Consider the following 26,099-nt stretch of genomic DNA (forward strand, 5'->3'; position numbering starts at 1 on the left):
GGAACTACTCGATGAGCAATCGGCTGATCTCGCTGGCGCTTGCCGGCGCGCTATCGCTTGGTCTGATGAATGCGGCCCCGGCTGCGCAAGGAACGGGTTGCCTCCCCACGACGGGGACGGTGTCCGGTCTGACATTCGCGCAGGGTGTCAATGCAGCCATCGCTGCGCTGATCTCCAGCAACTCCGGCGCATCGGCGCCATCGACGGATTGCACCGCCGTGCCGATCAAAGGGCAGGTGTGGCTCGATACGTCGGTCACACCGAACGTGCTCAAGCAATACGACGGTACCGCGTGGGTCGTCATCGGAGCTCTGGATTCGTCCAACCATCTATGGGCTCCGCCGATCGGCGGCGGATCGGCAACCATTGCCAGCGCAGGCACGACAGATCTTTGGTCAAACACCGCTGCCGCAATCACCATCTCCGGCACCACGTCGATCTCGGCGCTCGCGAATGCCAATGCCGTTCCAGGGACCGTCAAGGTGGTCACGGCCGGCGGGGCATTCACGCTGGCCAATGGCACCGCGATTGAGTTGCCATCTGGCGCTAACATCACCACGGCAGCCGGCGATCGCTTCTTGGTCGTCGCCAAGACTTCCACCAACGTCGCCGTGTTTGCTTACACGAAGGCGGACGGTTCGGCGGTGGTCAATCCGTCGGTGCCAATCGGTACGACGCTCTACGGGGAGTGGGGGACAATCCCCTCCAAGACGGTCTACAAAGTAGGACAGGCGCTTTCTCGTTCCGCCTATCCGGACTATTTCGCGGCGATGACGCGCGTGCAGATCGCGACACTAACCGCAGGCAATACCACAATCACAGGATTGGCCAATCCAAGCGGTTTGGGAATCGGGATGCCGATAGAAGGTATTGGCATTCAGGCCGGCACGACAATTGCCAGCATTAGTGGAACGTCTGTCACTATGTCGGCGACGGCAACCGCCAACGGGGCGCAATCAGTGCGCTTCTTTATCACCGGATACGGCGCGGGCGGTGACAGCACGACGGTTGGCGTGACCGACTGCCGCGGCCGGACAATAGCTGGCCGTGACGATATGAACTTTAACGCCGCAAGCAGGCTGACTGCGTCATACTTCGGAGCAGGAAGCCGGATTGGCGCGGTGGGTGGCGTCGAAGGGTTCGCGATCGCGCAGAACCAACTGCCGAATATCACTCCCACGTTCTCGGGCATCAACGACCCCGTTAATGTCACCTCGGACGGCGGTGTGTGGGGCGGGCTTTCGGCTTACTCCGCTGGACCTTCCGGCGTGCAGGCGCTCCCGGCTGGTCTTGGAGGAATGAACTCGTCCGGCAACTTCACTCCACGCGGTTCGATCTCATCTATCAATGGCAACGTGACTCAGGTCGGGACGTCGAACGTCCCGCCTATGTCGATCGCCGAATGCGTTGTGGTGGTGCTGCCCTAACTAAGAAGCTGGTCGTTCGCTGGTGTCGCCAACGGAGAAGGTGGGTCGAGACGAACCCGCAAGTCGAACGGTGCAAAGTAAGAGCAGCCCGATTCCGAGCGAAAGAAATACCGCGCCGAACCGCAAGGTAAGCTCCTTCAAGGCTTTTACTAAAGAATAGACGACCGTATGAGGGAACATCGATGTTCGAAGCGCGGCGGTTGATGCATCGGAGGGGCGGAGTTCTTCTGGAAGTATCGCGCGGATTTTTGGCATCGCCAGAATTTGCGCGAGGCGTTCTGGCGTTGGGTAGGGTACATGCAAGTAAGGCTTATCTTGAAGAGACTGGATATTTGACGTTGCGAGAAACGCCTTTAGATTCGTCATTTGAGCATCGGTTTGAGTTTTGCGTTGATCGATCTGGGGTGCTGTCGAGCGCACGGCAAAAATCACGAGACAGGCCGTTGCCATAACAGCCCACAGGAGGCGTAGATACCGGCCACGCTCAAAGAAACACAGAGTCGCGAAGCCAATAGGGATGGCAGGAAGAAGGATGTCGAGGTACCGAGGGGAGAGAAACCCCTGAGAGCGGCTGTATGCGACGGAGATGGCCTGAGCCACGATAGCAGCGAGCGCGAGCGCGGCGAACCATTCGTACTGCGTAGGTCGCTTCCTCGTCGTAAGGAACTTGAATGCCAAAAGACACGCAGGCGCCGTGGCGATCGGCAGAAGAAGAACCTTCAGTTCAAAGTTCAATCTGGTGATCGAGAGGAACGGAAAGCCGAGCAAAGTGACCAGCGGCTCTGCAAATTCCATGAAGTTTTTGGCCTTTAGTTGGTCGTGGTACGGTGGGCGATTCACATAAGTCAGGCAGAGGATGCCGAGCACAATCAAGATAAAAAAGGCTGCCCATCCTTTCGCATCCAGCCTATCGCCCTTGATCATCTGAAAGAGCGCTAAAGCGGCCGCAACGAAGAATAACAACGTTCCGGACGCCACGGAAAAATAGCAAGCGCCCAGCGCAGCGATTCCAGCGAACCAGTATGGGGACAGAGCTCGATCGCGCGTAAGTAACCAGAATGCGATAGTTGAGAACAGCAGCAGAAAGTAAAACTGTGATTGGAAGCCAGCCAGCAGATTCTCCCAGCCTACGGGCAGAGAGAACGCAATCGCCGAGATGGTGACCAGCACCAAGCGGTCTCTGAAAGGGGTTATCGGGCGTAGGAGGAGCGCTACCAGAAGAACGGACGCTCCGATGTGAATCATCGCATTTACGAGCATTTGAAGGATTGGATCCCATTGCCCAGCAATGTTGAGAATTCCGAGATCCGCAATCCTCGTCCACAGAATCCGATGTTCGTTGTGCGATGCGAACATGGCGGCGCTCGTTAGGTTGCCGTCGAGGTATGGACCGTACAACAGAGCGGCTTCGCCGTCCCACTGATCCCAATAAGGGACGGAGCTGCCGTAATTGGCAATGACTATCGCCTTTGCACCGAACATGATTAGCGACATTGCGAGCAGAAGAGTCGCATTGCCTGCGGAGGATCCGCGGCGGTCTTCGTCCATAAATGAGCTCCCCGGGTGCGCCACCGCGCATCGGTACGTTTAACAGAAGCAGCCTCTGGATGTGAAGGACCGCATCACTTCGCATCTGACCACCCAGGAGAACCACCGTGACCATCGCTGCCCTTGTGGCGGGCGGTCCCTCGCTTGTAGTGAGAAGAGCACCGGGCAGATCACCCGTGAATGATCATCGCCATAAATGCGGCAGCGGGGGCGGCGCAGGCGGTTGCAAGTAGCATCAGGCCAATCATCAGTTTTTCATAGCGGCCCACGACGCACCTCTTGAACAAGGCGGGGACCGCCGCCTGCAGGGTCAACGGCCCCCTTGCGCGTAATTGAAATCCTGGTCGCGGGTTGTCCCCCTCCGGCCATTTCTACGCGCAAGGCAAATTCAATTCTGTCCACACAATTTTGAGAAGAGGGAATCTGAGGTCCCTGTGCGGAACACGCCCACTGTTGCGTGGCAGAAACAGTTTCTACCCGACATTCCCACCCACGGAGAAAAACTATGACAATCGCCGCCCTCGTTGCGTCGGGACCCTTGCGCATGGGCGCAACGGGGCCGGCCGTGACCGCCGTTCAACTCGCTTTGCGCAATGCGGGATACGATCTTGAGGCCGACGGTGGCTTCGGAACCATCACCCAGACCGCCCTGAAGGCCTTCGAGGCGAGCCATGGATTGCAGCCGGATGGCGTGGTCGACAAGCCGACTGCCGCAGAGCTCGACAAGATCGCGCCGCCGCCGTCGGTCCTGAAGGTCGCGCCCTGGCTATCGACCATGCGCGCCATCACCGGAACGAAGGAAGCCCCGTCCTCAAAGGACAACCCGTTCATCATCGAGATGGCCCACGAGATCGTCCGGCGCTATCCGGAGTTGAAGGGGAACGTCGGCTGGTACAATCATGACTCGATCCCGTGGTGCGGCCTGGGGATCGGCTACGTCTTCGCCGTGAACGGCATCAAGCCGGCCAGCGCGCCGCTCTCAGCGCTCGCGTGGGCAACCTGGGGTCAGCGGCTCAAAGTGCCAACGCCCGGCGCTGTGATGGTCTACAGCCGCACCGGTGGCGGCCACGTCACGCTCTATGAGTCCGAGGACGCGAACTATTACTACTGCCGCGGGGGCAATCAGTCCGACAGCGTTAACGTCACCAAGATCCCGAAGTCCCGGCCCATCAAGGCGATCCGCTGGCCGGCCGGCGTGCCGCTGCCGACCGCTGGCCGCAAGATGAGCGCAACCGGGCAGGCGATGAAAGCTGGGTCTGAAGCTTAGTTATTTGCAGACAAACCACCGAGGATCATTCGAATAGGGAAGCGCCTCAGCGTAACCAAGCTTTGCACATTCAGCCGGCCCATTGCCAGCGGGCTCTATGACGGCAGGGAAGGCAAACGGGGCTTTTGCGGCGGCCGGCGACGGCTGAATCTTTTCGATCGAAGCAGCTATCTTGCTCGTGTTTGTCTCGATTGCCTTAACTGAGGCTAGGAGTTCGGGGCTCGTTTGCAGTGATTTGAGGGCATCAAGTATCTGCTTCGATGTTTCTGCGTTCGCCTTGGTAGCCGCTGCGATCTGTTTCAGTACTTCGTCGTCATTTCGGCCGCAGCCAGTAAGAAGCAGTAAAGCGAGCAAAGCCACGGCGCCTCGGTACGTCATAGTCACAGCCTCCAGTTGAGTGCCGCAGCCTAGCCGTCGCGTTGGAAATCGCAAGCCTCCATGCGCATGCCGTGGTCAGAGGTCGTTGTTTATTTGACGACCGACGCGATGGCCTCGACCGAGATTCCGGCGAGCAGAACTGCTCCGTACATCGCGATCATCGCCAACTCAAGTTTTCTGCGCATCTGCATCATCTGATTCCCGCGCAGTCCGTACCGCGCTCGGCGGCCTCCGAGCAAATTGAAACCCTCAAAGGTGAAACTATGAAGCGCTTTGTTTTGGCGGCCCTGGCGGCTGCCCTCTTTGTCGTGGCTGCTCCAATGCTGGCATTCGCTGCAGACGGTGCCGCCCCCGAAACCGTCGCTCAGTCCGTATCCGAAACTACCAAAGTGACGTGGGCGTGGGGCGCGACCGTCTCGCAGGCCGGCCAGGCCATCGCCTGGCTGCTTGCATCGGTCGCTATGGTGATGCTTCGGAAGCTTCCGGCGAACATCGTGGCCATCTTCGGCAATGCCCGGGTCGAGCTCTTGCTGAACAACGCCATTGGTTACGGCCTCAACGCGGTACAGGGCGCGGTGAAGGACAAGACCTTGACCGTCGAAGTCGGCAACGAGGTGCTGGCCAAGGCGCTGCAGTATGCCGTCGACAACGCCCCGGGCTGGCTGCAGTCGTGGGCCGGTGGTCCTGAAGGGTTGGCCAAGAAGATCTGGGCTCGCCTGAACCTGGGTGAGGGCGCCAGTGACGCGGCGCTTCCCGCAGCTGTCAGCACCGTCTCGGCAAGCTGATGTTCAGCGGGCTCGCAGGAGCCGCGCTGCTCAAGGTCCTGGAGGCGTTGTTCAACGCCTTCGGGACTTCGCTGAACACATGGCTTGAGAAGCAGCGCAATGAACAGGCGTTAAAGGACCTTGGTCGAGTCACGGCCGAACGGGATCAGCAGACCGAAGCCCGCGAGGCCACAGAGCGCGAGCTTGAAGCCGCTCAGAACGCGCCGCAGACCGTCGACGACGCGATCGCGCGGCTCGAGGAGGGCTCGGCATGACGTTCACCTGCACGGGCTGGGTGTTCATCTATGCACAACTGACTTGCACCATGCCAACGCCGGCCCCAGCAGTCGTCTGTCCGCCGGTTCGGACATGGTCGAAGGACTTTCAAAAGCGGGTGGCGACCGAGTTGCGGGCCGCTCCCAATAGCGCGTTGGCCAAGGTCGCCGTCCAGTCGATCGGTGATCGCGACATCGCGCGAGCGTGTCGGAGAAAGAAGTGAAGGCAGGAAATGACCGCAAAGTCAGTCGACCTGACCGAGCCTCAACGGGTGCTTCTGACAATGTTGACGGACCAGCGGGTAGCAAACCTGCTCAACCTGTCGGACATCATAGGCGACATGAATGCCGATGGGCTGGAGTTTCTTCGGCGCCTCGGTGATCCGCGGTTTGAAGCGCTGACAAACTTCTTGTCGCACGCCAAGCCCGAGACGCTGACCTTTCTGACCGAAGCCCGGCCGGAGGAGGTTGCCAATCTTCAGGAGGGAATCCGGCTTGTGGTCGCGCTGCAGCTGCTAGGCCGGATCAGTAAGTGGGGCGCGGTTACGTTCTTCGGGGTCTTCGTCAGCATGGTTCTCATTTGGGAAAAGGTGTCGGCATGGCTCAAGGCACGGTGACATATCGGCTAGTTTTCTTCTTCGCCATCCTGTTCGCGGCGGTCATCGGTGGTGGCGCCGGGGTTTGGGTCATCGACCGGGAGTTGCCGACGGTGGTCATATCGGCCGAACCCGTCTCGCCGGTGGTCGCGGCTGGCGGCGAACTCAGGATTGACTATCTGGTCCGCCGGCACCGGTCCTGCGCTGTGTCGATCGACCGATTCATCATCGACCGCTTCAACACACGGTACGAGCTCGATGACCTCAACGTGAATGCCGGTCTCCCGCTCGGCGATGACCGCTTTGTACAGCCGGTGAAGGTGCCGCTCGGCCTCGAGCCTGGCCCGGCCAAATACCGGACGGCTTCGATCTACATCTGCAATCCGCTCCAGCGCTTCTGGCCCATCACGGGCGGCACGCGCGACATCAATTTCGTCATCAAGACCCCCTGAAGCATCACCAAAGGATTCCTTATGACCCGCCTTCCAGCGGCAGCTTTGCTGTGCGCTCTCTTCGTCACGCCTGCGTCTGCCCAGAACTTTCTCGAAGGCGTCGTATCGATCAACGTCACCCTGACCAAGGAGGAAACCTGCATCGCCAGCCAGTACGGCGTGGGGGACGGCTACCACGGGCGCCGGACGGCGTCGGGCGAGCGGTTCAACACCTACGCCCTGACGGCCGCGCACCGCACCAGGCGCTTCGGCAGCCACGTCACAGTCACGAACAAGGCCAATGGTCGATCGGTACGGGTGCGGATTACGGACCGCGGGCCGTTCATCAAAGGGCGCTGCATCGATCTGTCTCGAGCAGCAGCCAATGCAATCGGCATGGGCGGAATCGCGCGCGTCGCCGTCCAGTAGCCAACGAAGCCCGAGAGGGCGGCCGGGATGACCGGTCCTGTTTTCTCTGTAAACTTGCCCGGCGCTAGCGATGGTGTCGGACTTTTTTATTTGCAGAAAATCAGTCTGCTGAAGGCAGCCTGCGCATTGTAAACTCGATCCGGCCGTCATCGAGCTCGCGGTAGTACTCCACTTCCGTGGAATAACCCTCGATCGGATATCGGCGGATGAATTCCCGGGCCTTGGCTCTGGCTGCCTCTAGCGGCAGGGTGTGCGTCTCTCTCACGAACCCATCGGAGATGCGCTGTCCTCGGCGAGGGTTTTTGCGATAGTCGTGATCTCTGGGTTTCATCGCACATGCGCCAGCTTACGGCGCCCCCAATGTGGATCTTTACGGCTGGTATCGTAAACCGGCTCCGCTTTTGGGTGCAATGCCTGCATCATACCTAGCCGGGCGAATTCGATCGGACCGCCGTGGTCAGCTGCTTGGATGAGGACGTGCGTCGCGTTCTGCCAAGCCGTCGTGGCCTGTGTCTGTTTCGGTAACTTGGTGATATAGGTCCCGGCATCCTGCAGGGTGGCCAGCTTACCGCCTTCGGGCAGGGCTATAGGCTCGGGGAATCGGGTAGACCAGGACACAACGCAACTCCGCAACTGAACGGCGGATTCAAGCGTCCCGCGGCGGATTGGTTCCGGCAGTCATTTCAACCCAAGCGATGCGGCTGGGAACTTAAGCTCTGCGCTCATTTCGGTTCGATCAGCCGGCGCGCAATTAGGGCCCCACATGATATACCCGCCGCTGCCGTCCATCTCAATCAGACCGCTCGCGATGAGATGATCCCGGCCAAGGGTGTATTCGGCCACGTTGGCCTTGTCCCTATCGAGAAAGGTCGCGTTCCACGCGCCGATCGGGATCATGCCCCTCCGGTCGGAACCGATTGTCTTTGCGATTTCCAGCAGGCGTGCTGCTGCGGCTTCAGGTTTGGCATAGGGGCGGTCTTTGACGTGCTTCTCGAACGGCTTGCTCATAGGGTAGGCGCTTCGTCTTTCTTCTTGCCGCGACCGACGATTTTCAGCGCACCATCCGGTAGGGAGCGCTGAAGCTTCATTGCCTCGTCGGCGGGGGCCGTCATCCAGGCTTGCAGCTCTTCAGGGGTCGTCAGGATAACGGGCATTGCTTTCGGGTGGATTGCGCCGACTTCGGCATTCGGTTCGGTGGTGAGAAAGGCGAAGATATCGTTGGTTGTCTCACCTTCCTTGACCTTCCGAACCGATGTCCAGTTCGTCCAGATTCCCGCAAAGAATGCCAGAGGCCTGGTGTCGTCAAAAGCGAACCAGATATCACCGCCCTCAGCTTTGTTGAACTCGCTGAAGGACGTGAATGGCACAAGGCATCGGGACTCGACACCGAGCCATCGCTTCCAGTGCTTGCTGTCGAGATTGCGAATGTTGGTCGTCCCGCCATCGGGCTCCATCCTCAGGAGCTCCTTGAAATCGACCGGCTTACCCTTCTCCTCCAGCTTCGCTGCCCGCTTCTTCGTGGCCTGCATCTGAGCGAACTGAGATGATGGCATGCCCCATCGTGCCAGTGTCAGCTCTGTTGTGCCGCCAGCGTTGCGCACGATCGGCGCCGGGTAGTCCGGAAAGATGCCCGGCATCGAGGGGAGGTTACCCGTGCTGTCAACGTCGAAATTGAACAGCCGGCGGATGGCGTCCTGGTTCTTCGTCATCGAATACAGATTGCACATACAGCATTCCTGTCCGTTACGTGCCCGGTGCTCGTCCGGTGATGTGGCTGATATGGGCCATCGTCTGGTCGTGGAATCGTGGGTTGAATGTCTCGCCGCACGGGCAGTGGATCTCGCCACGCCGGATTTGCTCGGTATAGCCGGCATCCCATAGCGCGTTTTTGTTGGCAGTCCACTGTTTGTCGCGGCGCGAGGCCTCGAACTCCGCCGCGGTGCGCTTGGGCAGGAACACGTTCCAAGCGGCATCGAAGGCGGCTCGGGCCGTTTCGAAGTCCCTTGCGACGCCTCTGAAGCATTGATCGCGATGGAGCGGGTAAAAGCCGCAAGACCATTGCCAGACGCCAGATCGCTCAGGGTTCGGATCCCAGTCTTGCTGAGCGATGGTGCCGACCTGCACGTCGCCGTACCAGATCTCCCAGGCCTCAAAACGATCATCGGTGCGCCGCCGTGTCAGCTCCGGCATCACGGCGCCTCCGTGGCGTGCCGTCGGTTGGGTGCCAATTGCAGCAAAGTCGCCAGGGGGCGTTTTCGTGCTTTCGCACATCGTTCGCAGCGCAGACGGGTGGCAAGGTCGTGGATGCAGGTCGTGTCGACATGCGGGAGTTCGGCAAGGCTAACGTCGCGCTTGATCCGACATCTTGAGCATTCGATTTCGAGCCAGAGGAAGCCGCCATTGATTGCCTGATCAACGGTCGGTGACGGGTCGATCGGTTCGCCGTCCGCCCACATGCGCTCGTTCCAGCTTTCGCAGGACAGCTTGTCGGCTTCGCGGATTAGAGCTTCGCCCTTCGCACGCAGGTCGTCCGACTGCCGGGCCAGCATCAGTGTCACTCCGCGCGCCTTCGTCAGCTCCTTGTTGAGAGCTTTTCGGTCGCCACCCGATAGGGGCGTGGGGTGATATTTCGGAGCCATATGGGCGTCCAAGCATGACGGTCAAAAAATGAAAAATCAAAAGCGCTAGGTGGTCTCAAATGACGGCCAGCAGCCATCCTCCTCAAGGCGTCCTGTGCGTTCCTGGCAGCCGTTGTCGAGCAACTTCATCCCGACATCTTTCCAGATGGCATGGGCTCCGTAGAGGCGCACGGCATCGATGGTTTGGATTTCGACGATCCGATCACAGCGACGGCAGGTCACTCGCAGGACATGCCGGGGAATTTCCGAAAGGCGACGTTGCTGGATAGGAACGCCGGTGCGGATCTGACCGCGCGGATCCCGGACGATGGAGTCCCAATACGCCTCCGGCAGATCGTCCGCGGGGCCGGGCGCCGGGATAGGTGCCTCAGGCGGTCGACTGGGCTTGGCCGCCAGCCTTTCCATCTGTTTCGGTGTCGGCATGCGCCAGCTTGCGGGTCTATCGCTCATTCCCCAATTAGAACATAAGAAGAACAAAAGTCGAGTCCGCTGAGGTTGAACTTCCGGCCCAGGAACCGTCGCTGACGCGGATGTCACTAGTTTTAGTAGAGCCAAATTGTTATGCAACCTTCGGGCGTTTAGGCGGTTGTTGTAAGCCGACATCGGAGCGGCCAACAATGAACGCCTCAAATCCAATCGACATAAATCGAAAGATTAGGCTCAGTAGCGTCGCCACCGATCTAAGGCGATCCTCTACAAGCAGGCATGGAAACATCGAGGGATGGAAAATATCTCATCTGCTTCGAGACGCCCACACGACTGCACAAGCCGATGAAGCTGAGCGGCGGTTGGAGGTTTGGCGAGCGAAGCCGATCGCCGGATGATGGGAAAGATCCGGCGGCGCTGGCGCTTGGCGGCAAGGGGCCACCTGACCTCAAAGCGCTGTAATGAACTGACGCTAAGTGGGTCACTCCGCTCTTTCGGCCAGGGCGCAGAGCGTCTCCTATGACGGCTTCCAACCCTTCAGATCTTCAATGATTTGTCGGAAGGCCATTGTTACTTCCGAAACCTGCGCCAAATTTGGCAGTACGATTTCACCGGGTAGATCACCGCTGCCGGTGCTGCCATGCACCGCGAGGATCGTGTTCTCGAAGCCGCCGACGTCGGGGTCCCCGGCAAGAAACTCGTGTTGAGGGAAGGCGGCGTCCAACTCTGCAATGGCGCGTTCGACAGCAGCCGAAGACGCGTCAGGCGTGAGCGTGAAGATGAACGTGGTCATGGCGGGTGGGACCGGGGCTGGCGTGGCGGGCGCCGCTGGTAAATCATATCAGGGGCCGCGTTTTCGCGGCCCCTATCTTTTTTGGGCTCCAGCCGGGACCACTTAAAGGGCTGCCTGCTCCATCCACTGCGTCGCATCCCAAATCATCAAAAATGGCAAATACTCTTCGGCCATGTCGCGGCCGAGCAGCGTTCGGTCTTTTGGGGTGTTCGCGTAGAGGAGATGCCAGTCATTCATAGCGTTCGGATGTCCGCCCCATGGCGGGGAGGGCGTCACGGGAATCAGTCACCAATCGTAGATTGAGGAGTTCGCGTTGTTTAATCCGATGTGTCCTTGAGTCTTGCGACGGTCTCCATCGTCGGGAAACCGACGATGACCCAATAGCTGGGTGTTCCGATGTGCTTAAATAGACGAATATTTACGGCCAGAATATCGCGCTTGCCTGGCGAACTCATTGGAATGACCTTGAGGGTGTGGTGGTGGGTTTTCGGACCGTAGGGGATCGGGGGATCCGGCTCGGTCGGCCCTTCCGCCCCGCCGACCGGGTAACCGATGTTCGGATCGTTGCCCAATATTAGCGGCGGCAAAAGATGTTCGTATGCGGATATACCTAGCCAACCGACTGCAATCGAGTGGGCTATCTTTGCAAGCATTCTGGCGAAGGTCGATCCGTTCACTGCGGCTGGAAGCTGCCATCCAAACTCGCCGGGTTGAAGCAGCTTTGACATACGCTGAGCGGGATCTTCGGCGAACCAAATCCAATTGTCGACAACGTGAATCGGTGCCGGTGCGCGGTCCTCAAGCAAGCCCGCCGCGGGGAAAAGTGGTAGAGACAACATGGTCGGAAGTAGATTTCGTTGAACGCTTCGCGTTTCCTCTCCCGTCGCTCGAATAAATCGAACATCAACCGTACCCAAAGGAGATGACTTGCGGCGAGACTGAATTCGAAAGTGCTTTCGCATGGGGCCGAAAACTTGGCGGCCAGCGTACCCTTCGAGGTAGCTCGTTAATTTGGCGCACGCATCACAACTCGCCTTAGGCAATACTGCATCGTTACCCAAGCAAAACGCAATAATATGCTCGTCCGACAAAGGGGCGTCATCGCCTTCTGCGCCGCAATAAATGCATTTTCCTACCGGCGCTCCGAAGGACATCTTCCCAGCTAAAGTATATCTTATCTCACCCATAAGCGTGCCGATGTGTTTCAGTCATTGGTCAAGGTCGTGGAGTTCCAAGATGCCAAAACTCCAATGTTTCGAAAACTACTCCAGTAGTTTCTGCGATCTTCTCAACGAGCTCGTCCGTCGTTAATCCATAGAAAGCGTGAGTTTGATCGGCAAAGCCGACACCGCCACGCTGGGTGAACACGAACGCGGCCTGTGGATCCGGAAAAATAAATGCGGCAGCTGCAAGGGAGCGGTCCTTTGGTGCCCATGCGAAGAACCGATACGCGCGATTTTCTCCCGTGGAGCTCAGTAGCGGTCGACCCAAAGGGTCTAAAAGTCGAGCTTCCGCATCGAAATAACCGCCTGCTTGGAAGCAGACGCGAAACTTGCCATCAACGGCGGCTACGAGTGTAAAAAAGTCCCCCACAGAATCGACAGAAGGATCTTCCACTACGGCAGACATTCTTGTTATTCGATCGCTGACCTGCTGACTGTCAGGGACGTCTGGGCCGAACATGCTCATTTCCCAGAACGGATTATCCGGGAAAGCGGGCTTTCCCACTTGGAATCTCTCGAAACCGTCGATGTGGCCTACCCACGCAGTGTGCATGCTCTCGGCCTTGCCATCGGCGATTTTGTAAAGCTTACCAGGCTGCGCAAACGCGACTAAGTAGTCATTTCTGCTTTGATTGCTGCGCTGCTCGAAAAACTCAATAACGGCGAAAACACCAGGATTTTCTCCATTCGACTGAAGAGCGGCGACGTCGCGCTGAGCAACATCGACATTTCCAGTGAAGGAGACAGCGATAGTCTCCCACAGTATCGTTGTTTTCATTGTTCCTGAGCGCACCGATCGCTTAGACCGATCGGCCGAAGGTTCGTACTGACGAGTATCGGATAAAAGAACCAGGCCAGATTTTGTGACCTTTCCCACCGCCAAAGTCATGATCTGTCCCAGTTATCCTGTTTGCCGTATCCGCGCTGTCGATCTTTATTCGGGAGTGTGGGTACCGAGCTTGCGGAAGTCGGCGGCATCTATTCTGGCCGTAAAGTCAAAGAGGCCGTCGGTCGAATGGATCAAGTCGTAGGAATCCTAATCCACATCGTTCTGGACATCATCATCCGATCGTCGGGACGAAGTGTGCTCAAACTCGTCGGGCTGCGAGGTCGATCTGAACGGACCGAGACGATCGTTGGGAGTGCGTTCTGGGCAGCAATAGCAGTCGCAGCCTTCGTCGGAATTAGATCGCTGGCGTGAGCCCTCCTATTCCACGAGCGCTAAGGCGCTATTTGAGCAAAGCTATTGCGCCATATACGCCGTGAAAAAAAGCATATGCGGCGTAACCATAAAGGACAAAATAGATGATTATCTGAGCCAGCTGGAATCCCGGTCTATCGTGCGCGTCGAAGAAGTTCTTTTGCGCATCGTCCGGATCAGGGCCTGTCCGAACGAGCTTCAGGAGGCCGTATGACATCAACTCCGACGATAATAAAACGATTGCTAGGCTGACAACGGCTGCGATCGCTCCGGCTGCAAACCATGAAAGCGCTGTCGCGATCTCCGGAGCAAGTGGCTGTCCGGCCCTGAAGTCTTTTATTGCCAGCGAGCATGCGAGGATGGCGCCGACGTTGCCAGCCAAGGCGAAGCTGGCTAACTTAAATTGGCGCTCTGTCGCCGCATCCATCACTTTGATGCAGGCTTCAATGCGCTTTAGCGTAAACTCTTTGTCCATGATCCCTCCCTTGATAGCTGAGGCACCATACAAGTGGAAGGTTGAACCGTCGATGCTTGACGGAAATCGCGCTCATTGCCCATGACTGAGGCGGCCTAGCCCACCTTCCGACAGTATATCTTATAGTCAGGATCAATATCGGCCACGCCGCCAAGTCGAGCGACCATGCCACCCAAATGTGAACACTGCTCATAGCTGGAATATTTCGAGTCCAGCTCCCGCACAAACGGCTTTTTACCGAAGGTGCCCGGGATCGTTGCGATGATGACGGCCAGCCAGATTTCCATGTCGTCCTCGTGTATCGCTTAGGAGTGCTGGTGTCACCACGCATTGTGGCAGGCCTGTTCGATGATTGCCGTTGCTTCTTCGTCAATTAAGTCGAGAGGATCCGGCGGGAAGGTATAAGTTTCTGGTCGGTCAAAATCCTCATTGCCCGACAGTCCAAAGTCGGTGCCGTATTCCAAGTTGCCCGTCGCGAGTGCCATACTCATCGTATAGTCGGCAGTTCCGGCGTCGTTGAAAATGTTGACCCGTTCGCCTGATCCGATGTCGATGGTCACGTCAGACCCATGTTCAGCCTTCATGTTGCCGGCCTTGATCGCGACCTGCATTCGCACAGCTATTGCTGCCATTTGTTCGGCGGTGGTTCTTGATGGCATGGTCAGTCTCTGCTCAAGAGCGTAAGTGCATCGGCGGCAACTCGCCGTAGTATTCGGCGGTTTGCCTGGTCGCACCATCGGCCGGCGTAATGGTTTTGCTACCGCAGCGCGGGCACGGCCACGGGTCGTTTGCCGGCGCTGATCCGCTGACCTTTACATCCCCCGCGGGGAAAGTGCTGTTGCAAGTCGTGCACGCCCAGAGTTTGTTGAGCGGGCTATCGACCTCTGCCTTGGCGTGACATTCGGCGCAGTAGTCTTGCCAGCCCTCGCCTTTGAAGGGGCGTGAGCATTCACAGCACTCGTGAGTTACGCCGTCGGCGGTACGGTCAAGGATGTTCATGTGTCTCTCCATCTTCGGTCAGGATCGTTTCAGTATCCGCGGCCGGGATTGTCGCAGTAACCTTGGCTATCATAGTGCCAGTCATCGCGGCGGCGCGGCTGATCCGATTTAGGTTTCTTGGGCACAGGCGGGGCATCTCCCGTAAAGCAGACCGCGCCAGGATCTCCCCTCAGGCATACGACCCAACACGCGTTGTTCGTGCCGCCATCGACTTCGCGTAACCAGACCTGGATATGTCTCATGATCGTTCTCCATTCGATGATCGCGATGGTCATAGGCTGTCCGCCAGCGCTTCGAACTCGGCATCCGCTGCCGCTTCCGGTTCGTCGTCGGCATCGCGGCAGTCCCACGCCGCGTCGGCGTGTTGCTTTGAGATATCGGCTAGATCCGGCTCGCCGTCGTAGCCCGATGCCCTCATGCGCTCCGAGAAGCGAGAAATAAATCGCGCGAGCCATTCGGCTTTGAATATATCGCCGGCACGCTCAGCATTGTCCTGCATTGTTTCGTAGGTTGCTATATCGTCTGACATTTGTCGTCTCCTGTTGTGGGGTGAAAGCTCTTATTCCGAATACGTGGCGGTGTCAGGCGCGTCGGCTCCAGCGCTCGCGAGCTTCCTTGAGCGTCTCTCCAGTGACCGCCGGGCGGACGTCGCATTCGTTGAGGTTGCCACTGCAAGAGATCATCCGTTTGCTCGGACGGCCGCCGTGCCAGAACTGCACCTCCGCACCAGATCCGCAGAACGGGCAGCGTGGCAATGAGAAGTCGAGATCGGGTTCTATATTCAGACGCTTTGCAAGTGATAAGGCCATGATGCTCTCCAAGAGCGTTAGGGTGAATACAGAGTTGGCTACTGATCAGCGTTCATGTGGTGCTGAAGGATAAAGCGCCCGCCATCCCGCTTTAGCTGTTCGATCTCCTTGAGCTTGCGGATGGCGTTTCCACGCAGCAGGTCTGCCAATGCAGTGTCACCCTCGGCGCGGGCGCGTTCCTCATTCTCCAACATGCTCACAGCATCGCTGAAGCGGTGCGTGTAGGCCGGCTTGCCGCGGTGGGTAACGCGGAGGGCGATGAGGGTCTTCCGGGTCTCGACTAGATCGAAGGGCATGTGGCTGTTCCTTTTCGGGAGGATGTCTCGGATTCGTTTGGCGTGGCCGCGTCGGGTGTTCAGAACCTGTTCGCGTGGCGTGGACCAACGACAATTCTCTGGCGAGTAGCCAAGTTCATTGTCGATTCGGTCTAAGGAATGCGCGGGAGACGGGCGATCGCCCATATCGGAGCGGAAATTTTCGAAGGTCTTCCAGCGGTCGCAGACAGTGATCCCTCTGCCGCCGTACCCAGGAAATGACGCTGATTTCGGATTGCAGCAGCGTTGAAGCATGCTCTGCCATGTGCGGTAGATCTGGGTGCGGGCGAAGCCGTGGCGGTAGCCCTTCATGCAGCCGCACGAGACGGTATGCCCAGATTTGATCCTATCCCTTCGGGCAATAACCGCCGCGCCGCAAACACAACGGCACTCCCAAGACCACCTATGAGGCGGGGTATGAACAAGCCGGAGGACGGTGAGCCAGCCGAACTTATCTCCGATGTGGTCGTTCATGCCCGCGCCTGTGAACAGGCGGGGAAAGACCGTGAACAAATTCCACGGATTTTCCACGGGTCGGGCTGCGCAGTTCGCGAGTCGTTCTGCACGATAGCTGCACGTCGAATGCAGGAAACACCAATAAAATCAGCGTTTACATAGCCCCAAAAAGTTGCGGCCAGCTCTTGGGGGAGAGCTGGCCGCGCGCGATCCGGTCTGGGACGGGGAGGGGTGGGGATGTGACCGGGTCGCGTGTCTCGAATTCGTGTTGTTTAGCGATCCCGCGCGCTGGCCGTAGCCACTGCAGGACGGTTGTCGCCGAGCGAGACCCACACATTCGGATCGCTCTGTGACTGGCGTTTGACGAAGCGGTAGCCGGTCTCGGTCCAGGCGAGGACGTTCTCATTCTGGTTGTCCAGAACGTATTCGCCCTTGTCCGTCTTCACCGTGAGCACGGCGTGGCCTTCGCCCTTCTTGTCGCGCACAACGGTGATCAGCAGCGCCTCACGTGGCCAGCCTGCTTCGATCAGCATCTTGCGCTTCAGGAGTACATAGTCTTCGCAGTCACCGTAACCGTCTGATGGCAGCGACCACTTTTCGATCACGCCCCAATGATCCATGTCGGTCATCGGCTTGATGGTCTCGTTGACCCAGCGATTGACCCGCACCAGATCCTTCCACGCAGTCTGCGTGATGACGATGTCGCGTGGTTGGCTTGCGCCGCCGCGGCAGTCGGTCGGATTGTCTGAACAGAATTCGACCCAGCCGATCGGCGCGCGTGTGCTGTCGCCCAGGCTTGCGTAGAGTTTTTCGTTGCCGGCACGTGCCGACGAAGTCACTCCAAGAAGGACTGCTAAAACGGCCAGTCCGAAGTATCGCCCCTTGTTACCAAACATTGTGGCCCCCGTTTTCTTGTTGGGACCATGTTTCGCACAAAGGATTTTCGTCGCCGCTAAATCGCTCAAGTACAATTGAAGCGATTACAAGTAAAAGGCGCGGCGAATTCGAACTATACTTGAATCGAATTCGATTCAAATTTTAGCTAATTGTATTTGAGTCAAATTTTACGCGTTAATGGCTTGAATGCTGCAATTCAGGAACTTGCGTGCGCAAAGCGGCGTGAAATTAACTCCTCGCGACCGCCTGCAGATGACGAGCAACGGTATCCGCTGACGCGGATGGCGCCTTCAGGACATTGAAAAACGAGGATCGGGGGCGTTCGGCCGTTTACCGGGCGTTGACGCTGTCTTCGAGCGTCTCTGCCAACTGCTCGTGGAAGAACTCCAGCGCGAAGCCTTCTTCGAGATGGCGGACCACGCGGGACTGGATTCGGCCGAGCATGACAATCGAGTTCAGCGGCGGACGCTTCTCTGCCGCAATAGCGGCGCCGGACAGCGACAGGTCGATAATGCGGCCGTTCATCTGGACGCCATCCTCGAGGGTGAGGAGCACCATCGGATTGCGCGGCACGATACGGTCGTGGCGGCGGTCTTCCGGCAGATTGAGAATGTCGCGGTTGGCCAGCCAGGTCAGCTGGGCTGCCAGCTTGTCGCGTTTGCGCGGTGTCGCACCCACGGTCATGGCGAAGCCGTTGTCGATGATCCGGGTTATTTTACCTTCGACGCGGCCGATATGGTCGAGATAGGCGATGACGCGGTCGCCCACATTGCCGATGCCGGGACCGAGCAGCGCGAGGCCGCCGGGCGACATATTGATGACCTGGCACGGAAATTCGCGGCGATCCGGCAGCATATAGCGGCCAAGCAGGTGCACTTTCACCCGCTGAAAGCGACGGCGTTCTTCTGCAGACGGAAGAATCGATTTTGTTTGCGCGAACGCCATCAGTGTCGTGCCGGTCATGCTGGTCGAGTTTCGACCGACCCTACGGCCCGTAGGGTTAACGCCGCGTTAGCAAATACCGAACTGGCGCAACCAGTTGGCGTGATTATTCTACGCGACACTTATAATGAGCAGCGTCCGTAGAAGGTGCTCAGCGCAGCCCTTCATAAACCATCAGGCCGCGGGCAACCTGCAGTTTGCGCAGGGCGCGCGGCGCAAAGCGCTGCGGCTGGTGGGCGAGATAGCGGAACGACGTCAGCTGGAATGCGCCGAGCCGGCCGCGGACTTCATACATGGGCGCCAGCAGGCCGGTCAGGCTGATAGGGGAATGCGCGCGCGTCGCGAATGGCAGCAACAGCAGTTCCAGATGCGCCTTCTGACCGAATTCGGTCATTGCGGTCACGCCAGCAACGGCGACGAGCTGCTCCTCGGATACGACGGTGATCATGTCCCGGATCTCGTCGCGACACTCGGGCGCGAACAGCAACGGAAACGGCTGGTTCTTCAGGTCCCGGCCCAGCAGGGCACAAACTCTTGTGCCGGCCACGCGGAACGGGAATTCGACGGGCTTATCATAAGACAGTACGAAAATGTCGCCCAGCAACTCGCGAACGGGGCCGGGTTCCAGCTCACTCCGATCGGGAGCGCGTGCAAAACCGCGTTTGTCGTCCCAATAGGCGAAGAACGCGCGGCTGGATGGATGTTTCATTCGCCTGATCCTGACCCGGCTTGCAGTGGATCGGGGACATTTCTGTCCCGAATCCATCCATCGCTCGCCGCTACATGTTGTGCAGATCAGTCATTGCAGCGTCCATGCCGAAGGCGCGTTTTCCACCGCGTTCGGGCGGATATCCGCCGTTAAGGTTAAGTTTACTATGATTGTTAGGATCTCATTAACCGTCCGGTTTCGGAGCGGGTGGACCGGTTCGCCGTTAACTCTAAGTTAAGCATGCGCTTGGCAACGCGGGGATTGCCGGTAGTCTCCTGCTCACTCCAGAGCGGAGCGGACTGTCTCCAGCAGTTCGTGACGCGCTTCGATAAACAGGTGGCTGAAAACAGAATTGGTCGTCACGCGGGGAGGGGTGGGGATGTCGGCTCGTCCGGCACACCGGGACATCCATCCGCGGGAAAAGATCAAGACGGACCCGGGGAGAGCCTTTCTCAGAGGCTCTCCCTTTTCTTTTCAAGCGGGTTTGCTGTCCTGCGGCGATCCTGAGCTTGCGCGGTACCGGCAAAGCCGACTATCTGGGGCATCGCTCGCCAGAGCCGCTGACAGGCCGTTATCCCCTTGGACACCTTGGATTCCCCCGCTCCCCCGCGCGAACCGATCCTGACCCTGCCGGGGGCGCTGACGGCCTATGTCGGGTTGCTTGCCGTGATCCACATTATCCGCATGTTGCTGCCGGTGGATCTGGAATACTGGACCATTGAGGTCTTCGGTTTCATTCCGAAGCGCTACGACCAGACGCTGCTGTCGATGCCGTTTCCCGGCGGCAATGGCGCCAAGGTATGGAGTTTCGTCACTTACTCCCTGTTGCACGCCAATCTCAGCCATATCGGCTTCAACGTGTTGTGGCTGCTGCCGTTCGGTAGTGCGCTGGCACGGCGCTTCGGCGCGGTCCGCTTCTTCATCTTCATGGCGGTGACGGCTGTGGCTGGCGCCGCCGCGCATCTGGTTACCCATGAACACGCACTCGCCCCGATGATCGGCGCCTCGGCTTCGGTCTCCGGCGCCATGGCCGCGGCCATCCGTTTTGCCTTCGTGCGCGGCAGCTTCCTGTCGTTTAACCGCGGCGATGCCGATGAGGCGGCACGCGTGCCGGCGCTTCCGCTACTGCGTTCATTGCGCGATCCGCGCGTGATCGGATTTCTGGCGGTCTGGTTTGGCGTCAACATCATCTTTGGCGTCGGCTCGATTGCGATCGGCGCGGAAGGGGCGAGCGTTGCGTGGCAGGCGCATATCGGCGGCTTCTTCGCGGGGCTGCTGCTGTTCTCGCTGTTCGATCCTATTCCGAGGTTGCAGCGCACGGGTTCGCAAACGTCGTCTCCGGACATCTCCGACCTGCATTAAGCGCGTACCGGCTTCTTGCGAGGCCGACGCATTTGATCCATCTTATGTATTCGACAGGTGACCCACGTTGGCAGGTTCGGCCCTTGAGGTCGATCCCGTTCCCGGCGCGAACGGTGTTTCAGTGCGATCACCACATCTGAACGACTGTTGAACTGCGCTGTTACACTGCATCTGTCTGACGACCCTAGAATGAAAGACCACGCCCGACAAAGGGCATGGTCGACTTAGGAGGCGACAATGACGGTACGTGCAATTCTCGATTCCAAAGGCCACCAGATCATCAGCGTCTCGCCGAACGATAAGGTCTCGTCGGTGGTGCAGATGCTGTCACAGCGAAGAATAGGTGCCGTGCTGGTGATGAGCCATCACCACATCGATGGTATCCTGTCTGAGCGTGATATCGTGCGGGTGATCGGAGAACGCGGCGCCTCAGCGCTGGATGAAGACGTGAGCGCCGTAATGACGCGCAAGGTTATTGGCTGCAAACCGGCCGACACGGTCGGTGCAATCATGGAAAAGATGACGACCGGAAAATTCAGGCATCTGCCCGTTATCGAGGACGAGAAGGTCGTTGGCCTGATCTCGATCGGTGACGTCGTCAAATTTCGCTTGCGCGAATTCGAGCGTGAACAGGAAGCGCTGCGCGAATATATCGCGACGGCCTGAGCCCGCCGTGCTCAGCTCTGCGAAGTGGTCGGCTTCTGTGCAACGACGGGCGCAGGTGAGTTTGCCACTTCGGGGGCGAGGATTTCGATCGCCTCTTGAATGGACTCGACGGCGCGTTCTGCAGCACGCGCGCCGAGCGTGATCATTTCTTCGGCGCGGTGGAAATCGAACCAGCCGATGCGGCCAACGCGCGGTGCGATCAGGAGATCCGGCGGATCGCCGGCAAGGCGCGCGCGGGTGATGCGATCCTGCATGATGTTGAAGGCATCGACCATTACGGTAGAGATGCCCGGTCGTCCGCCGCCACCGAAGAATTCGCGTTTCATGGTGCGCTCGGCCGAGAAGAACTTGCTGAAACCGCGCTTCGGCTCTTCGACTTCGATGATGGGCTCGGCCATTTCAGGTCCCGTGCCATGGTCGAAAATCGTGGTCGAATGGCCAAACACGTCATTGCTGAGATTGGCTGCGATGACAATCTCAGCGCCCAGCGCGCGCGCCGCCGATACCGGCACCGGATTGACCAGCGCGCCATCGACCAGCCAGCGATCGCCGACCAGTACCGGCGAGAAAATGCCCGGCAGCGCATAGGACGCACGCATCGCATCGACCAGGCGACCATGAGTCAGCCAGATTTCATGACCGGTGCGAACTTCAGTGGCGACGCTGGCGAATTTCAGCGGGAGATCTTCGATCAGCGTATGGCCCAGCGATGCCTCGAGCTGTGCGGCCAGCTTGTTACCGCCGATCAGGCCTGAGCCGTTCAGGCGAATGTCGAGATAGCTGAGAATATTGCGGGGCTGCAGACTGCGCGCCCATTCCTCGAGCGTATCGAGGTGGCCGGCGGCGTAGGATCCGCCAACTACGGCACCGATCGAGGTGCCCACCACGACGTTCGGGACGATGCCATGGGCGAGCAAAGTGCGGAGGATCCCGATATGGGCGAAACCGCGTGCCGCACCGCCGCCCAGCGCCAGACCGATGATCGGACGTCGAACGCTTCCCAAACCAGGCTTGTCGCGACCGTTCGCGCCATTCTGGCCGCGCCCCATCAAAATCTCCAGCACACTAAGCTCCTCGACGCCGCCGATATTAAATGCAGCTGCGCCATCATTCCAGACGGTAGCTAATTCATGATTTATGTCGCGTTTGCGAGGTTTAGGCACCAAATGTGACTGCAGAGCGACCCGTTACCGCCCGGTGCGCCGGTTCATGGGGAACCTCACGCGATTGTGGGTCTGGCGGCGGGACATCCGCGTCAAGGCTTGAATTTGTCGCGTTTTGGGTGAAAAGCATGACCATGACTGCACAGGGCCATGATTTGCGAACATCCGGCCGGAGCGGACGGCTGGCCATGGTGCTGGCCCTCGCTCTGCTGCAGGCTGTTGCATTGCCCCAAACCGCATCTGCGCAGTTCTTTTCGGACCGTCCGGCACCGGTTCCGCCGGGCTCGATCCCGGATGTCCCGTCGGGTCCGGCCATCAGCCTCGCGCCGCCGTCCGGTCCTGCTTCCACCCCCCTGTTGCCGGCGCCGCTGACGCAGCCGCCGGTCGCCAATGTCGCGCCGCCCGTGCCATCGCCAGTCCAGGCTGCTCCAACGGGGCCCGCACAGGGCGTGCTGGCGCTGACGGCGCGCTATGGCAAGGATATGCCGGTCATCAATAGCGGGCTGGTCTGGCGGGTTTATTCCGACAGGCCGGACGAGACTGGTGCCTTCAAGCTGATCCGCGAGGATCGCGGCGCCACGCCGAATATCGTGCTGCCGCCGGGCAGTTATGTGGTCCATGTGGCGCTGGGCCTTGTGAGCGCCGTTCGTCCGGTGACCATCAAGTCCGAGACCGATCGTGAAGCGTTCGTGCTGCCCGCAGGCGGATTGCGGATCGAGGGCCGCGTCGGCACCACGAAGATTCCGCAGAACCAGATCTCGTTCTCGATCTACAAAGGCAGCCAGTTCGAAGGCGGCGAGCGCACGCCGCTGTTGCCGAGTGTTCCCGCCGGCGATGTCGTGCTGCTGCAGGAAGGCACCTACTACATCATCTCGAATTACGGCGACGCCAATTCGGTGGTGCGCTCCGACATCCGCGTGCAGGCGAGCAAGCTCACCGACGTGACCATCACGCATCGTGCGGCGGTCATCACCATGAAGCTGGTGAGCGACAAGGGCGGCGAGGCCCTGGCCAACACCGCATGGTCGGTGATCACGCCGGCCGGCGACGTCATCAAGGAATCGATCGGTGCCTTCCCGCGCGTCACACTGGCGGAAGGCGAGTACCGCGCCATCGCCAAGAACGAAGGCAAGGTGTTCGAGCGTCCCTTTAACGTCGTGAACGGTGTCGACGGCGAGATCGAAGTCGTCGCGCGCTAACTGCTGCTCGCAAGCTACTCAACAATCTTCCAGAACAAAGATCTCGTTGCAGACAACACGCTTCAAACGCGAATGAATTGTCATGCGCGTGTCATGGTCCTGAATCGCCAACTAACCATCGTGCCAGTTTGTCGCGTTATAGCAGGTCGTTGCCGTCCGCGGCCGCGGAACGTTTACATGACGTTAATCCCCATAGTCCGAATAGCAAGTATCGCTACAAGTGTTCCGAAGGGGATGTCGTGATCGCGGCCAGACAGTTATCCGGAAGCCCGGACGTCAAGTTGTTCGACGACATTCCCGCCTTGCAACGCAAATGGCGGGCGGCCGTTCGTCCCGGCCAGATTCTGCCCGGCTATGAAGAAGTGATGCTCGGCAGTCTTGGGCGGATGGCCGATCACATCGTCCTGCTGAAAGTCGAAGGTGAGACGCTCGAAGTGTCACGCAGTGGCCGCTATGTGCAACAGTGGTTGGGTGACGATCGCTGGGGCATTCCGCTCGACGTGCTGGCACCTGATTGCGTGCGTGCGCTAACGGAAGCCGCAAACTGCGCGTTGCAGGCCAACAGGCCGCATCTGATGGTGGCGCATTGCGTGCGTGACGGTCTCGTCTACACCTATGACATTCTGGCGCTGCCGACAGCGTCACGTTGGGGTGGCCGGTTGGTCGGCGTCTATGTCAACGAGCAGGGCACCCGTTACAATCTGGTCGATGCGATCTTCTCGTCGACGGACGAAGGCATCGTGTCGCTTGCGGCAATCCGGGATTCCGCAAGCCAGGCTTTTGACTTCCAGATCGTGCATCATAATCAGGGCGCTTCGCGCCTGCTGAAAGTATCACCCACCGACCTTCAGTGGCGCAAGCTGAGCGCAGGCGGCCACGCATTGTCGCTGCCGAGCGTGACGAAATGGCTGCTGTCCATGATCGCCAATGGCCAGAGCGGTCAGCTCGAAATCGACAGCGATGATCGCAACCTTCGGCTCAGCGCCACCGCTTTTGGCGACTTGGTGTCGCTGACTGTGTCTGACGTCACCGACATTAAGCGCCGCGAGGCCTCGTTCCGGCTGCTGTTCGACAGCAATCCGATGCCGATGTGGGTGTTCGATGCCGAGACGATGGATTTTCTCAGCGTCAATGACGCGGCTGTCGCGCATTACGGATACGATCGCGCCACTTTCCTCCGCATGCAGCTCAAGGAAATCTGGCCGCGCGATGAATGGGAGCTTCATACGCGCGCGCTAATGCAGCTTGGAGATATCTATCAGTCGGACCGGAACTGGCGCCATCTGAAGGCCGATGGAAGCGAAATCGAGGTGCTGACCTATGGCCGCCGCGTGATGTTCGAAGGCCGCGACGGCTTTCTCGTGGCTGTTGTCGACATCACTGAGCGTCGCAAGGCCGAGGCGCGTGTGGCGCATATGGCGCATCACGATGCGCTGACGGATTTGCCGAATCGTGTTTTTTATCAGGAGCGTCTGGCCCAGGCGCTGGATCACGACAATCCGACCAAACATGTCGCGGTTCTCTGCATTGATCTCGATCTGTTCAAGAACGTGAATGACTCATTCGGTCATCCGATGGGGGATCGGCTGCTGAAGATGGTCGCCGCGCGGATGCGCGCCGAGGTCCGCGGCAACAATCTTGCGGCCCGGCTCGGCGGCGACGAGTTCGCTGTGGTGCTGGCCGCCGATATCACGCCCAACGAAGCCAACGATTTTGCCGCGCGGCTGATCGAGATCATCAGCGCGCCCTATGACATGAACGGCGTCGAGGTCGTGATCGGCGCCAGCATTGGTATCGCCATGTCACCGGGCGATGGCGATACCAGCGAAGAGCTGATGCGCAATGCCGACATGGCATTGTACCGCGCAAAGTCCGAAGGTGGCGGCGTGCATCGCTTCTTCGAGCGCGAGATGGATCGTCAGGCGCAGAAGCGCCGCGACATGGAGCTCGATCTGCGCAGCGCTTTCGCTGATGGCGACTTTGAATTGCACTACCAGCCGTTGGTGGATCTGGCTGCCGACCGCATCACCGGCTTCGAGGCGCTGTTGCGCTGGAAACATCCCGACAAGGGCATGATCTCGCCTGCTGATTTCATTCCCGTTGCTGAAGACATCGGCCTCATCGTCACGCTCGGCGAGTGGGTGCTGCGCAAGGCCTGCGCCGAAGCTGCCAAGTGGCCGGACGATATCAAGGTCGCGGTCAATCTCTCGCCGGTGCAGTTCCGCAGTCGCAACCTGGTGCAGGTCGTGGTCGCTGCGCTGGCCTATTCCGGCCTGTCGCCGCATCGTCTTGAGCTGGAAATCACCGAGTCGGTTTTTCTCGCGGAAACCGAGGCCAATCTCGCGATCCTGCATCAGTTGCGCGCGCTGGGCGTCCGCATCTCGATGGATGATTTCGGCACCGGCTATTCCAGCCTGAGCTATCTGCGGAGTTTTCCGTTCGACAAGATCAAGATCGATCGGTCATTCGTGAAGGATCTGATCGAGCGGCCGGATTGCGTTGCCATCGTGCGCGCGATCTCCGGGCTTGGTCGCAGCATGAACATCACCACGACGGCTGAGGGCGTCGAGACGATCGATCAGCTGGACTGGCTGCGCGCGGAAGGCTGCAACGAGGTGCAGGGTTTTCTGTTCAGCCCTGCCAAGCCAGCATCGGAAATCGAGAACCTGCTGCGCCGGTTTGGCAGCCAGGCGTCCCAGGCCGCGTAAATC

The 26,099-nt window shown here is 59.1% G+C and carries 33 protein-coding genes; 11 read left to right on the plus strand and 22 right to left on the minus strand.

From position 1 onward, the window contains the following. Positions 1 to 119: 119 nt before the first annotated feature. Entirely contained in the window at positions 120 to 1,427 is a 1,308-nt protein-coding gene (locus LPB73_RS07590; RefSeq protein WP_231080178.1) for a hypothetical protein, read from the plus strand. Here LPB73_RS07590 and LPB73_RS07595 read toward each other — a convergent pair whose 3' ends face one another. Further along, on the minus strand, positions 1,428 to 2,975 hold the full coding sequence (locus LPB73_RS07595; protein ID WP_231080179.1) for a hypothetical protein: 1,548 nt from the start codon (positions 2,973 to 2,975) through the stop codon (positions 1,428 to 1,430). A gap of 505 nt (positions 2,976 to 3,480) precedes the next feature. Between LPB73_RS07595 and LPB73_RS07600 the strand changes: the two genes are divergently transcribed. Further along, entirely contained in the window at positions 3,481 to 4,242 is a 762-nt protein-coding gene (locus LPB73_RS07600) for a TIGR02594 family protein (protein WP_231080180.1), read from the plus strand. Here the strand turns inward: LPB73_RS07600 and LPB73_RS07605 are convergent, their stop codons facing one another. Beyond that, positions 4,243 to 4,602, minus strand: coding sequence for a hypothetical protein (locus LPB73_RS07605; protein WP_231080181.1), 360 nt, complete (start codon positions 4,600 to 4,602; stop codon positions 4,243 to 4,245). 59 nt (positions 4,603 to 4,661) lie between these two features. Between LPB73_RS07605 and LPB73_RS07610 the strand changes: the two genes are divergently transcribed. From LPB73_RS07610 to LPB73_RS07630, 5 genes are all read left to right on the plus strand, one after another. Then, on the plus strand, positions 4,662 to 5,405 hold the full coding sequence (locus LPB73_RS07610) for a hypothetical protein (protein ID WP_231080182.1): 744 nt from the start codon (positions 4,662 to 4,664) through the stop codon (positions 5,403 to 5,405). Next, on the plus strand, positions 5,405 to 5,659 hold the full coding sequence (locus tag LPB73_RS07615) for a hypothetical protein (RefSeq protein ID WP_231080183.1): 255 nt from the start codon (positions 5,405 to 5,407) through the stop codon (positions 5,657 to 5,659). The genes LPB73_RS07610 and LPB73_RS07615 overlap by 1 nt, the downstream gene beginning before the upstream one ends. Before the next feature lie 233 nt (positions 5,660 to 5,892). Further along, positions 5,893 to 6,276, plus strand: a complete 384-nt coding sequence (locus tag LPB73_RS07620; RefSeq protein ID WP_231080184.1) for a hypothetical protein — start codon at positions 5,893 to 5,895, stop codon at positions 6,274 to 6,276. Next, positions 6,258 to 6,707, plus strand: coding sequence for a hypothetical protein (locus LPB73_RS07625; RefSeq protein WP_231080185.1), 450 nt, complete (start codon positions 6,258 to 6,260; stop codon positions 6,705 to 6,707). Before LPB73_RS07620 ends, LPB73_RS07625 begins: the two co-directional genes overlap by 19 nt. A gap of 21 nt (positions 6,708 to 6,728) precedes the next feature. Beyond that, positions 6,729 to 7,115, plus strand: coding sequence for a septal ring lytic transglycosylase RlpA family protein (locus LPB73_RS07630; RefSeq protein WP_231080186.1), 387 nt, complete (start codon positions 6,729 to 6,731; stop codon positions 7,113 to 7,115). 100 nt (positions 7,116 to 7,215) lie between these two features. Here LPB73_RS07630 and LPB73_RS07635 read toward each other — a convergent pair whose 3' ends face one another. From LPB73_RS07635 to LPB73_RS07720, 19 genes are all read right to left on the minus strand, one after another. Beyond that, positions 7,216 to 7,446, minus strand: a complete 231-nt coding sequence (locus tag LPB73_RS07635) for a hypothetical protein (RefSeq protein WP_231080187.1) — start codon at positions 7,444 to 7,446, stop codon at positions 7,216 to 7,218. Positions 7,447 to 7,793: 347 nt separating this feature from the next. Continuing rightward, positions 7,794 to 8,123 (minus strand): hypothetical protein, encoded by a 330-nt coding sequence (locus LPB73_RS07640; RefSeq protein WP_231080188.1) that lies wholly within the window; start codon positions 8,121 to 8,123, stop codon positions 7,794 to 7,796. Continuing rightward, positions 8,120 to 8,842, minus strand: a complete 723-nt coding sequence (locus tag LPB73_RS07645) for an SOS response-associated peptidase (RefSeq protein ID WP_231080189.1) — start codon at positions 8,840 to 8,842, stop codon at positions 8,120 to 8,122. Before LPB73_RS07645 ends, LPB73_RS07640 begins: the two co-directional genes overlap by 4 nt. A 16-nt stretch (positions 8,843 to 8,858) precedes the next feature. After that, positions 8,859 to 9,305 (minus strand): hypothetical protein, encoded by a 447-nt coding sequence (locus LPB73_RS07650; protein WP_231080190.1) that lies wholly within the window; start codon positions 9,303 to 9,305, stop codon positions 8,859 to 8,861. Beyond that, complete coding sequence (locus tag LPB73_RS07655) at positions 9,305 to 9,754, minus strand: hypothetical protein (protein ID WP_231080191.1); 450 nt, start codon at positions 9,752 to 9,754, stop codon at positions 9,305 to 9,307. The genes LPB73_RS07650 and LPB73_RS07655 overlap by 1 nt, the downstream gene beginning before the upstream one ends. A gap of 45 nt (positions 9,755 to 9,799) precedes the next feature. Further along, complete coding sequence (locus tag LPB73_RS07660; protein ID WP_231080192.1) at positions 9,800 to 10,177, minus strand: hypothetical protein; 378 nt, start codon at positions 10,175 to 10,177, stop codon at positions 9,800 to 9,802. Between the two features lie 520 nt (positions 10,178 to 10,697). Continuing rightward, positions 10,698 to 10,973: a hypothetical protein gene (locus tag LPB73_RS07665; RefSeq protein ID WP_231080193.1), complete on the minus strand. Its 276-nt coding sequence runs from the start codon at positions 10,971 to 10,973 to the stop codon at positions 10,698 to 10,700. Positions 10,974 to 11,075: 102 nt separating this feature from the next. Next, entirely contained in the window at positions 11,076 to 11,210 is a 135-nt protein-coding gene (locus LPB73_RS29110; protein ID WP_256461276.1) for a hypothetical protein, read from the minus strand. Positions 11,211 to 11,290: 80 nt separating this feature from the next. Beyond that, positions 11,291 to 12,064, minus strand: coding sequence for a hypothetical protein (locus LPB73_RS07670; protein ID WP_231080194.1), 774 nt, complete (start codon positions 12,062 to 12,064; stop codon positions 11,291 to 11,293). Between the two features lie 124 nt (positions 12,065 to 12,188). Next, the gene (locus LPB73_RS07675) at positions 12,189 to 13,085 is read right to left on the minus strand and encodes a hypothetical protein (RefSeq protein WP_231080195.1); all 897 of its coding nucleotides are present in this window, start codon (positions 13,083 to 13,085) and stop codon (positions 12,189 to 12,191) included. A 340-nt stretch (positions 13,086 to 13,425) separates the two neighbouring features. Next, the gene (locus tag LPB73_RS07680) at positions 13,426 to 13,872 is read right to left on the minus strand and encodes a hypothetical protein (RefSeq protein ID WP_231080196.1); all 447 of its coding nucleotides are present in this window, start codon (positions 13,870 to 13,872) and stop codon (positions 13,426 to 13,428) included. Between the two features lie 95 nt (positions 13,873 to 13,967). Next, complete coding sequence (locus LPB73_RS07685; protein ID WP_231080197.1) at positions 13,968 to 14,159, minus strand: hypothetical protein; 192 nt, start codon at positions 14,157 to 14,159, stop codon at positions 13,968 to 13,970. A gap of 33 nt (positions 14,160 to 14,192) precedes the next feature. After that, positions 14,193 to 14,531, minus strand: a complete 339-nt coding sequence (locus LPB73_RS07690) for a hypothetical protein (protein WP_231080198.1) — start codon at positions 14,529 to 14,531, stop codon at positions 14,193 to 14,195. Positions 14,532 to 14,900: 369 nt separating this feature from the next. Then, entirely contained in the window at positions 14,901 to 15,146 is a 246-nt protein-coding gene (locus tag LPB73_RS07695) for a hypothetical protein (protein ID WP_231080199.1), read from the minus strand. Further along, a complete protein-coding gene (locus LPB73_RS07700; RefSeq protein WP_231080200.1) occupies positions 15,143 to 15,370 on the minus strand; it encodes a hypothetical protein in 228 nt (75 codons plus the stop codon). The genes LPB73_RS07695 and LPB73_RS07700 overlap by 4 nt, the downstream gene beginning before the upstream one ends. 348 nt (positions 15,371 to 15,718) lie before the next feature. Further along, entirely contained in the window at positions 15,719 to 16,306 is a 588-nt protein-coding gene (locus LPB73_RS07705) for a hypothetical protein (RefSeq protein WP_231080201.1), read from the minus strand. Between the two features lie 416 nt (positions 16,307 to 16,722). Then, complete coding sequence (locus tag LPB73_RS07710; RefSeq protein WP_120286917.1) at positions 16,723 to 17,346, minus strand: transglutaminase-like cysteine peptidase; 624 nt, start codon at positions 17,344 to 17,346, stop codon at positions 16,723 to 16,725. 331 nt (positions 17,347 to 17,677) lie between these two features. After that, positions 17,678 to 18,292: a PilZ domain-containing protein gene (locus tag LPB73_RS07715; RefSeq protein ID WP_093762168.1), complete on the minus strand. Its 615-nt coding sequence runs from the start codon at positions 18,290 to 18,292 to the stop codon at positions 17,678 to 17,680. A 148-nt stretch (positions 18,293 to 18,440) separates the two neighbouring features. After that, complete coding sequence (locus LPB73_RS07720) at positions 18,441 to 18,998, minus strand: PAS domain-containing protein (RefSeq protein WP_231080203.1); 558 nt, start codon at positions 18,996 to 18,998, stop codon at positions 18,441 to 18,443. A gap of 588 nt (positions 18,999 to 19,586) precedes the next feature. On the opposite strand from LPB73_RS07720, the gene LPB73_RS07725 reads away from it, so the two are divergent. Beyond that, on the plus strand, positions 19,587 to 20,360 hold the full coding sequence (locus tag LPB73_RS07725; RefSeq protein WP_231080204.1) for a rhomboid family intramembrane serine protease: 774 nt from the start codon (positions 19,587 to 19,589) through the stop codon (positions 20,358 to 20,360). A gap of 237 nt (positions 20,361 to 20,597) precedes the next feature. Beyond that, positions 20,598 to 21,026 (plus strand): CBS domain-containing protein, encoded by a 429-nt coding sequence (locus LPB73_RS07730; protein WP_093762031.1) that lies wholly within the window; start codon positions 20,598 to 20,600, stop codon positions 21,024 to 21,026. 11 nt (positions 21,027 to 21,037) lie between these two features. On the opposite strand, the gene LPB73_RS07735 is transcribed toward LPB73_RS07730, so the two are convergent. Beyond that, positions 21,038 to 22,090: a patatin-like phospholipase family protein gene (locus tag LPB73_RS07735; RefSeq protein ID WP_170849844.1), complete on the minus strand. Its 1,053-nt coding sequence runs from the start codon at positions 22,088 to 22,090 to the stop codon at positions 21,038 to 21,040. 227 nt (positions 22,091 to 22,317) lie between these two features. On the opposite strand from LPB73_RS07735, the gene LPB73_RS07740 reads away from it, so the two are divergent. Together LPB73_RS07740 and LPB73_RS07745 are read left to right on the plus strand one after the other, a co-directional pair. After that, the gene (locus LPB73_RS07740; RefSeq protein WP_414716873.1) at positions 22,318 to 23,388 is read left to right on the plus strand and encodes a hypothetical protein; all 1,071 of its coding nucleotides are present in this window, start codon (positions 22,318 to 22,320) and stop codon (positions 23,386 to 23,388) included. 239 nt (positions 23,389 to 23,627) lie between these two features. Beyond that, positions 23,628 to 26,096, plus strand: coding sequence for a putative bifunctional diguanylate cyclase/phosphodiesterase (locus LPB73_RS07745; protein ID WP_231080205.1), 2,469 nt, complete (start codon positions 23,628 to 23,630; stop codon positions 26,094 to 26,096). Positions 26,097 to 26,099 lie beyond the last annotated feature (3 nt).

Origin of the sequence: Tardiphaga sp. 37S4, from assembly GCF_021044645.1 — a bacterium.
In the GTDB taxonomy this organism is placed as follows: domain Bacteria; phylum Pseudomonadota; class Alphaproteobacteria; order Rhizobiales; family Xanthobacteraceae; genus Tardiphaga; species Tardiphaga robiniae.

Excerpts from the sequence above, each read along its gene's own strand:
- LPB73_RS07595 (WP_231080179.1), bottom strand. The coding sequence starts at position 2,975 with ATGGACGAAGACCGCCGCGGATCCTCCGCAGGCAATGCGACTCTTCTG.
- LPB73_RS07600 (WP_231080180.1), top strand. The coding sequence starts at position 3,481 with ATGACAATCGCCGCCCTCGTTGCGTCGGGACCCTTGCGCATGGGCGCA.
- LPB73_RS07615 (WP_231080183.1), top strand. The coding sequence starts at position 5,405 with ATGTTCAGCGGGCTCGCAGGAGCCGCGCTGCTCAAGGTCCTGGAGGCG.
- LPB73_RS07620 (WP_231080184.1), top strand. The coding sequence starts at position 5,893 with ATGACCGCAAAGTCAGTCGACCTGACCGAGCCTCAACGGGTGCTTCTG.
- LPB73_RS07625 (WP_231080185.1), top strand. The coding sequence starts at position 6,258 with ATGGCTCAAGGCACGGTGACATATCGGCTAGTTTTCTTCTTCGCCATC.
- LPB73_RS07630 (WP_231080186.1), top strand. The coding sequence starts at position 6,729 with ATGACCCGCCTTCCAGCGGCAGCTTTGCTGTGCGCTCTCTTCGTCACG.
- LPB73_RS07635 (WP_231080187.1), bottom strand. The coding sequence starts at position 7,446 with ATGAAACCCAGAGATCACGACTATCGCAAAAACCCTCGCCGAGGACAG.
- LPB73_RS07640 (WP_231080188.1), bottom strand. The coding sequence starts at position 8,123 with ATGAGCAAGCCGTTCGAGAAGCACGTCAAAGACCGCCCCTATGCCAAA.
- LPB73_RS07645 (WP_231080189.1), bottom strand. The coding sequence starts at position 8,842 with ATGTGCAATCTGTATTCGATGACGAAGAACCAGGACGCCATCCGCCGG.
- LPB73_RS07650 (WP_231080190.1), bottom strand. The coding sequence starts at position 9,305 with ATGCCGGAGCTGACACGGCGGCGCACCGATGATCGTTTTGAGGCCTGG.
- LPB73_RS07655 (WP_231080191.1), bottom strand. The coding sequence starts at position 9,754 with ATGGCTCCGAAATATCACCCCACGCCCCTATCGGGTGGCGACCGAAAA.
- LPB73_RS07660 (WP_231080192.1), bottom strand. The coding sequence starts at position 10,177 with ATGCCGACACCGAAACAGATGGAAAGGCTGGCGGCCAAGCCCAGTCGA.
- LPB73_RS07665 (WP_231080193.1), bottom strand. The coding sequence starts at position 10,973 with ATGACCACGTTCATCTTCACGCTCACGCCTGACGCGTCTTCGGCTGCT.
- LPB73_RS29110 (WP_256461276.1), bottom strand. The coding sequence starts at position 11,210 with ATGAATGACTGGCATCTCCTCTACGCGAACACCCCAAAAGACCGAACG.
- LPB73_RS07675 (WP_231080195.1), bottom strand. The coding sequence starts at position 13,085 with ATGACTTTGGCGGTGGGAAAGGTCACAAAATCTGGCCTGGTTCTTTTA.
- LPB73_RS07680 (WP_231080196.1), bottom strand. The coding sequence starts at position 13,872 with ATGGACAAAGAGTTTACGCTAAAGCGCATTGAAGCCTGCATCAAAGTG.
- LPB73_RS07685 (WP_231080197.1), bottom strand. The coding sequence starts at position 14,159 with ATGGAAATCTGGCTGGCCGTCATCATCGCAACGATCCCGGGCACCTTC.
- LPB73_RS07690 (WP_231080198.1), bottom strand. The coding sequence starts at position 14,531 with ATGCCATCAAGAACCACCGCCGAACAAATGGCAGCAATAGCTGTGCGA.
- LPB73_RS07695 (WP_231080199.1), bottom strand. The coding sequence starts at position 15,146 with ATGACCATCGCGATCATCGAATGGAGAACGATCATGAGACATATCCAG.
- LPB73_RS07700 (WP_231080200.1), bottom strand. The coding sequence starts at position 15,370 with ATGCAGGACAATGCTGAGCGTGCCGGCGATATATTCAAAGCCGAATGG.
- LPB73_RS07705 (WP_231080201.1), bottom strand. The coding sequence starts at position 16,306 with ATGAAGGGCTACCGCCACGGCTTCGCCCGCACCCAGATCTACCGCACA.
- LPB73_RS07710 (WP_120286917.1), bottom strand. The coding sequence starts at position 17,346 with ATGTTTGGTAACAAGGGGCGATACTTCGGACTGGCCGTTTTAGCAGTC.
- LPB73_RS07715 (WP_093762168.1), bottom strand. The coding sequence starts at position 18,292 with ATGGCGTTCGCGCAAACAAAATCGATTCTTCCGTCTGCAGAAGAACGC.
- LPB73_RS07720 (WP_231080203.1), bottom strand. The coding sequence starts at position 18,998 with ATGAAACATCCATCCAGCCGCGCGTTCTTCGCCTATTGGGACGACAAA.
- LPB73_RS07730 (WP_093762031.1), top strand. The coding sequence starts at position 20,598 with ATGACGGTACGTGCAATTCTCGATTCCAAAGGCCACCAGATCATCAGC.
- LPB73_RS07740 (WP_414716873.1), top strand. The coding sequence starts at position 22,318 with ATGACCATGACTGCACAGGGCCATGATTTGCGAACATCCGGCCGGAGC.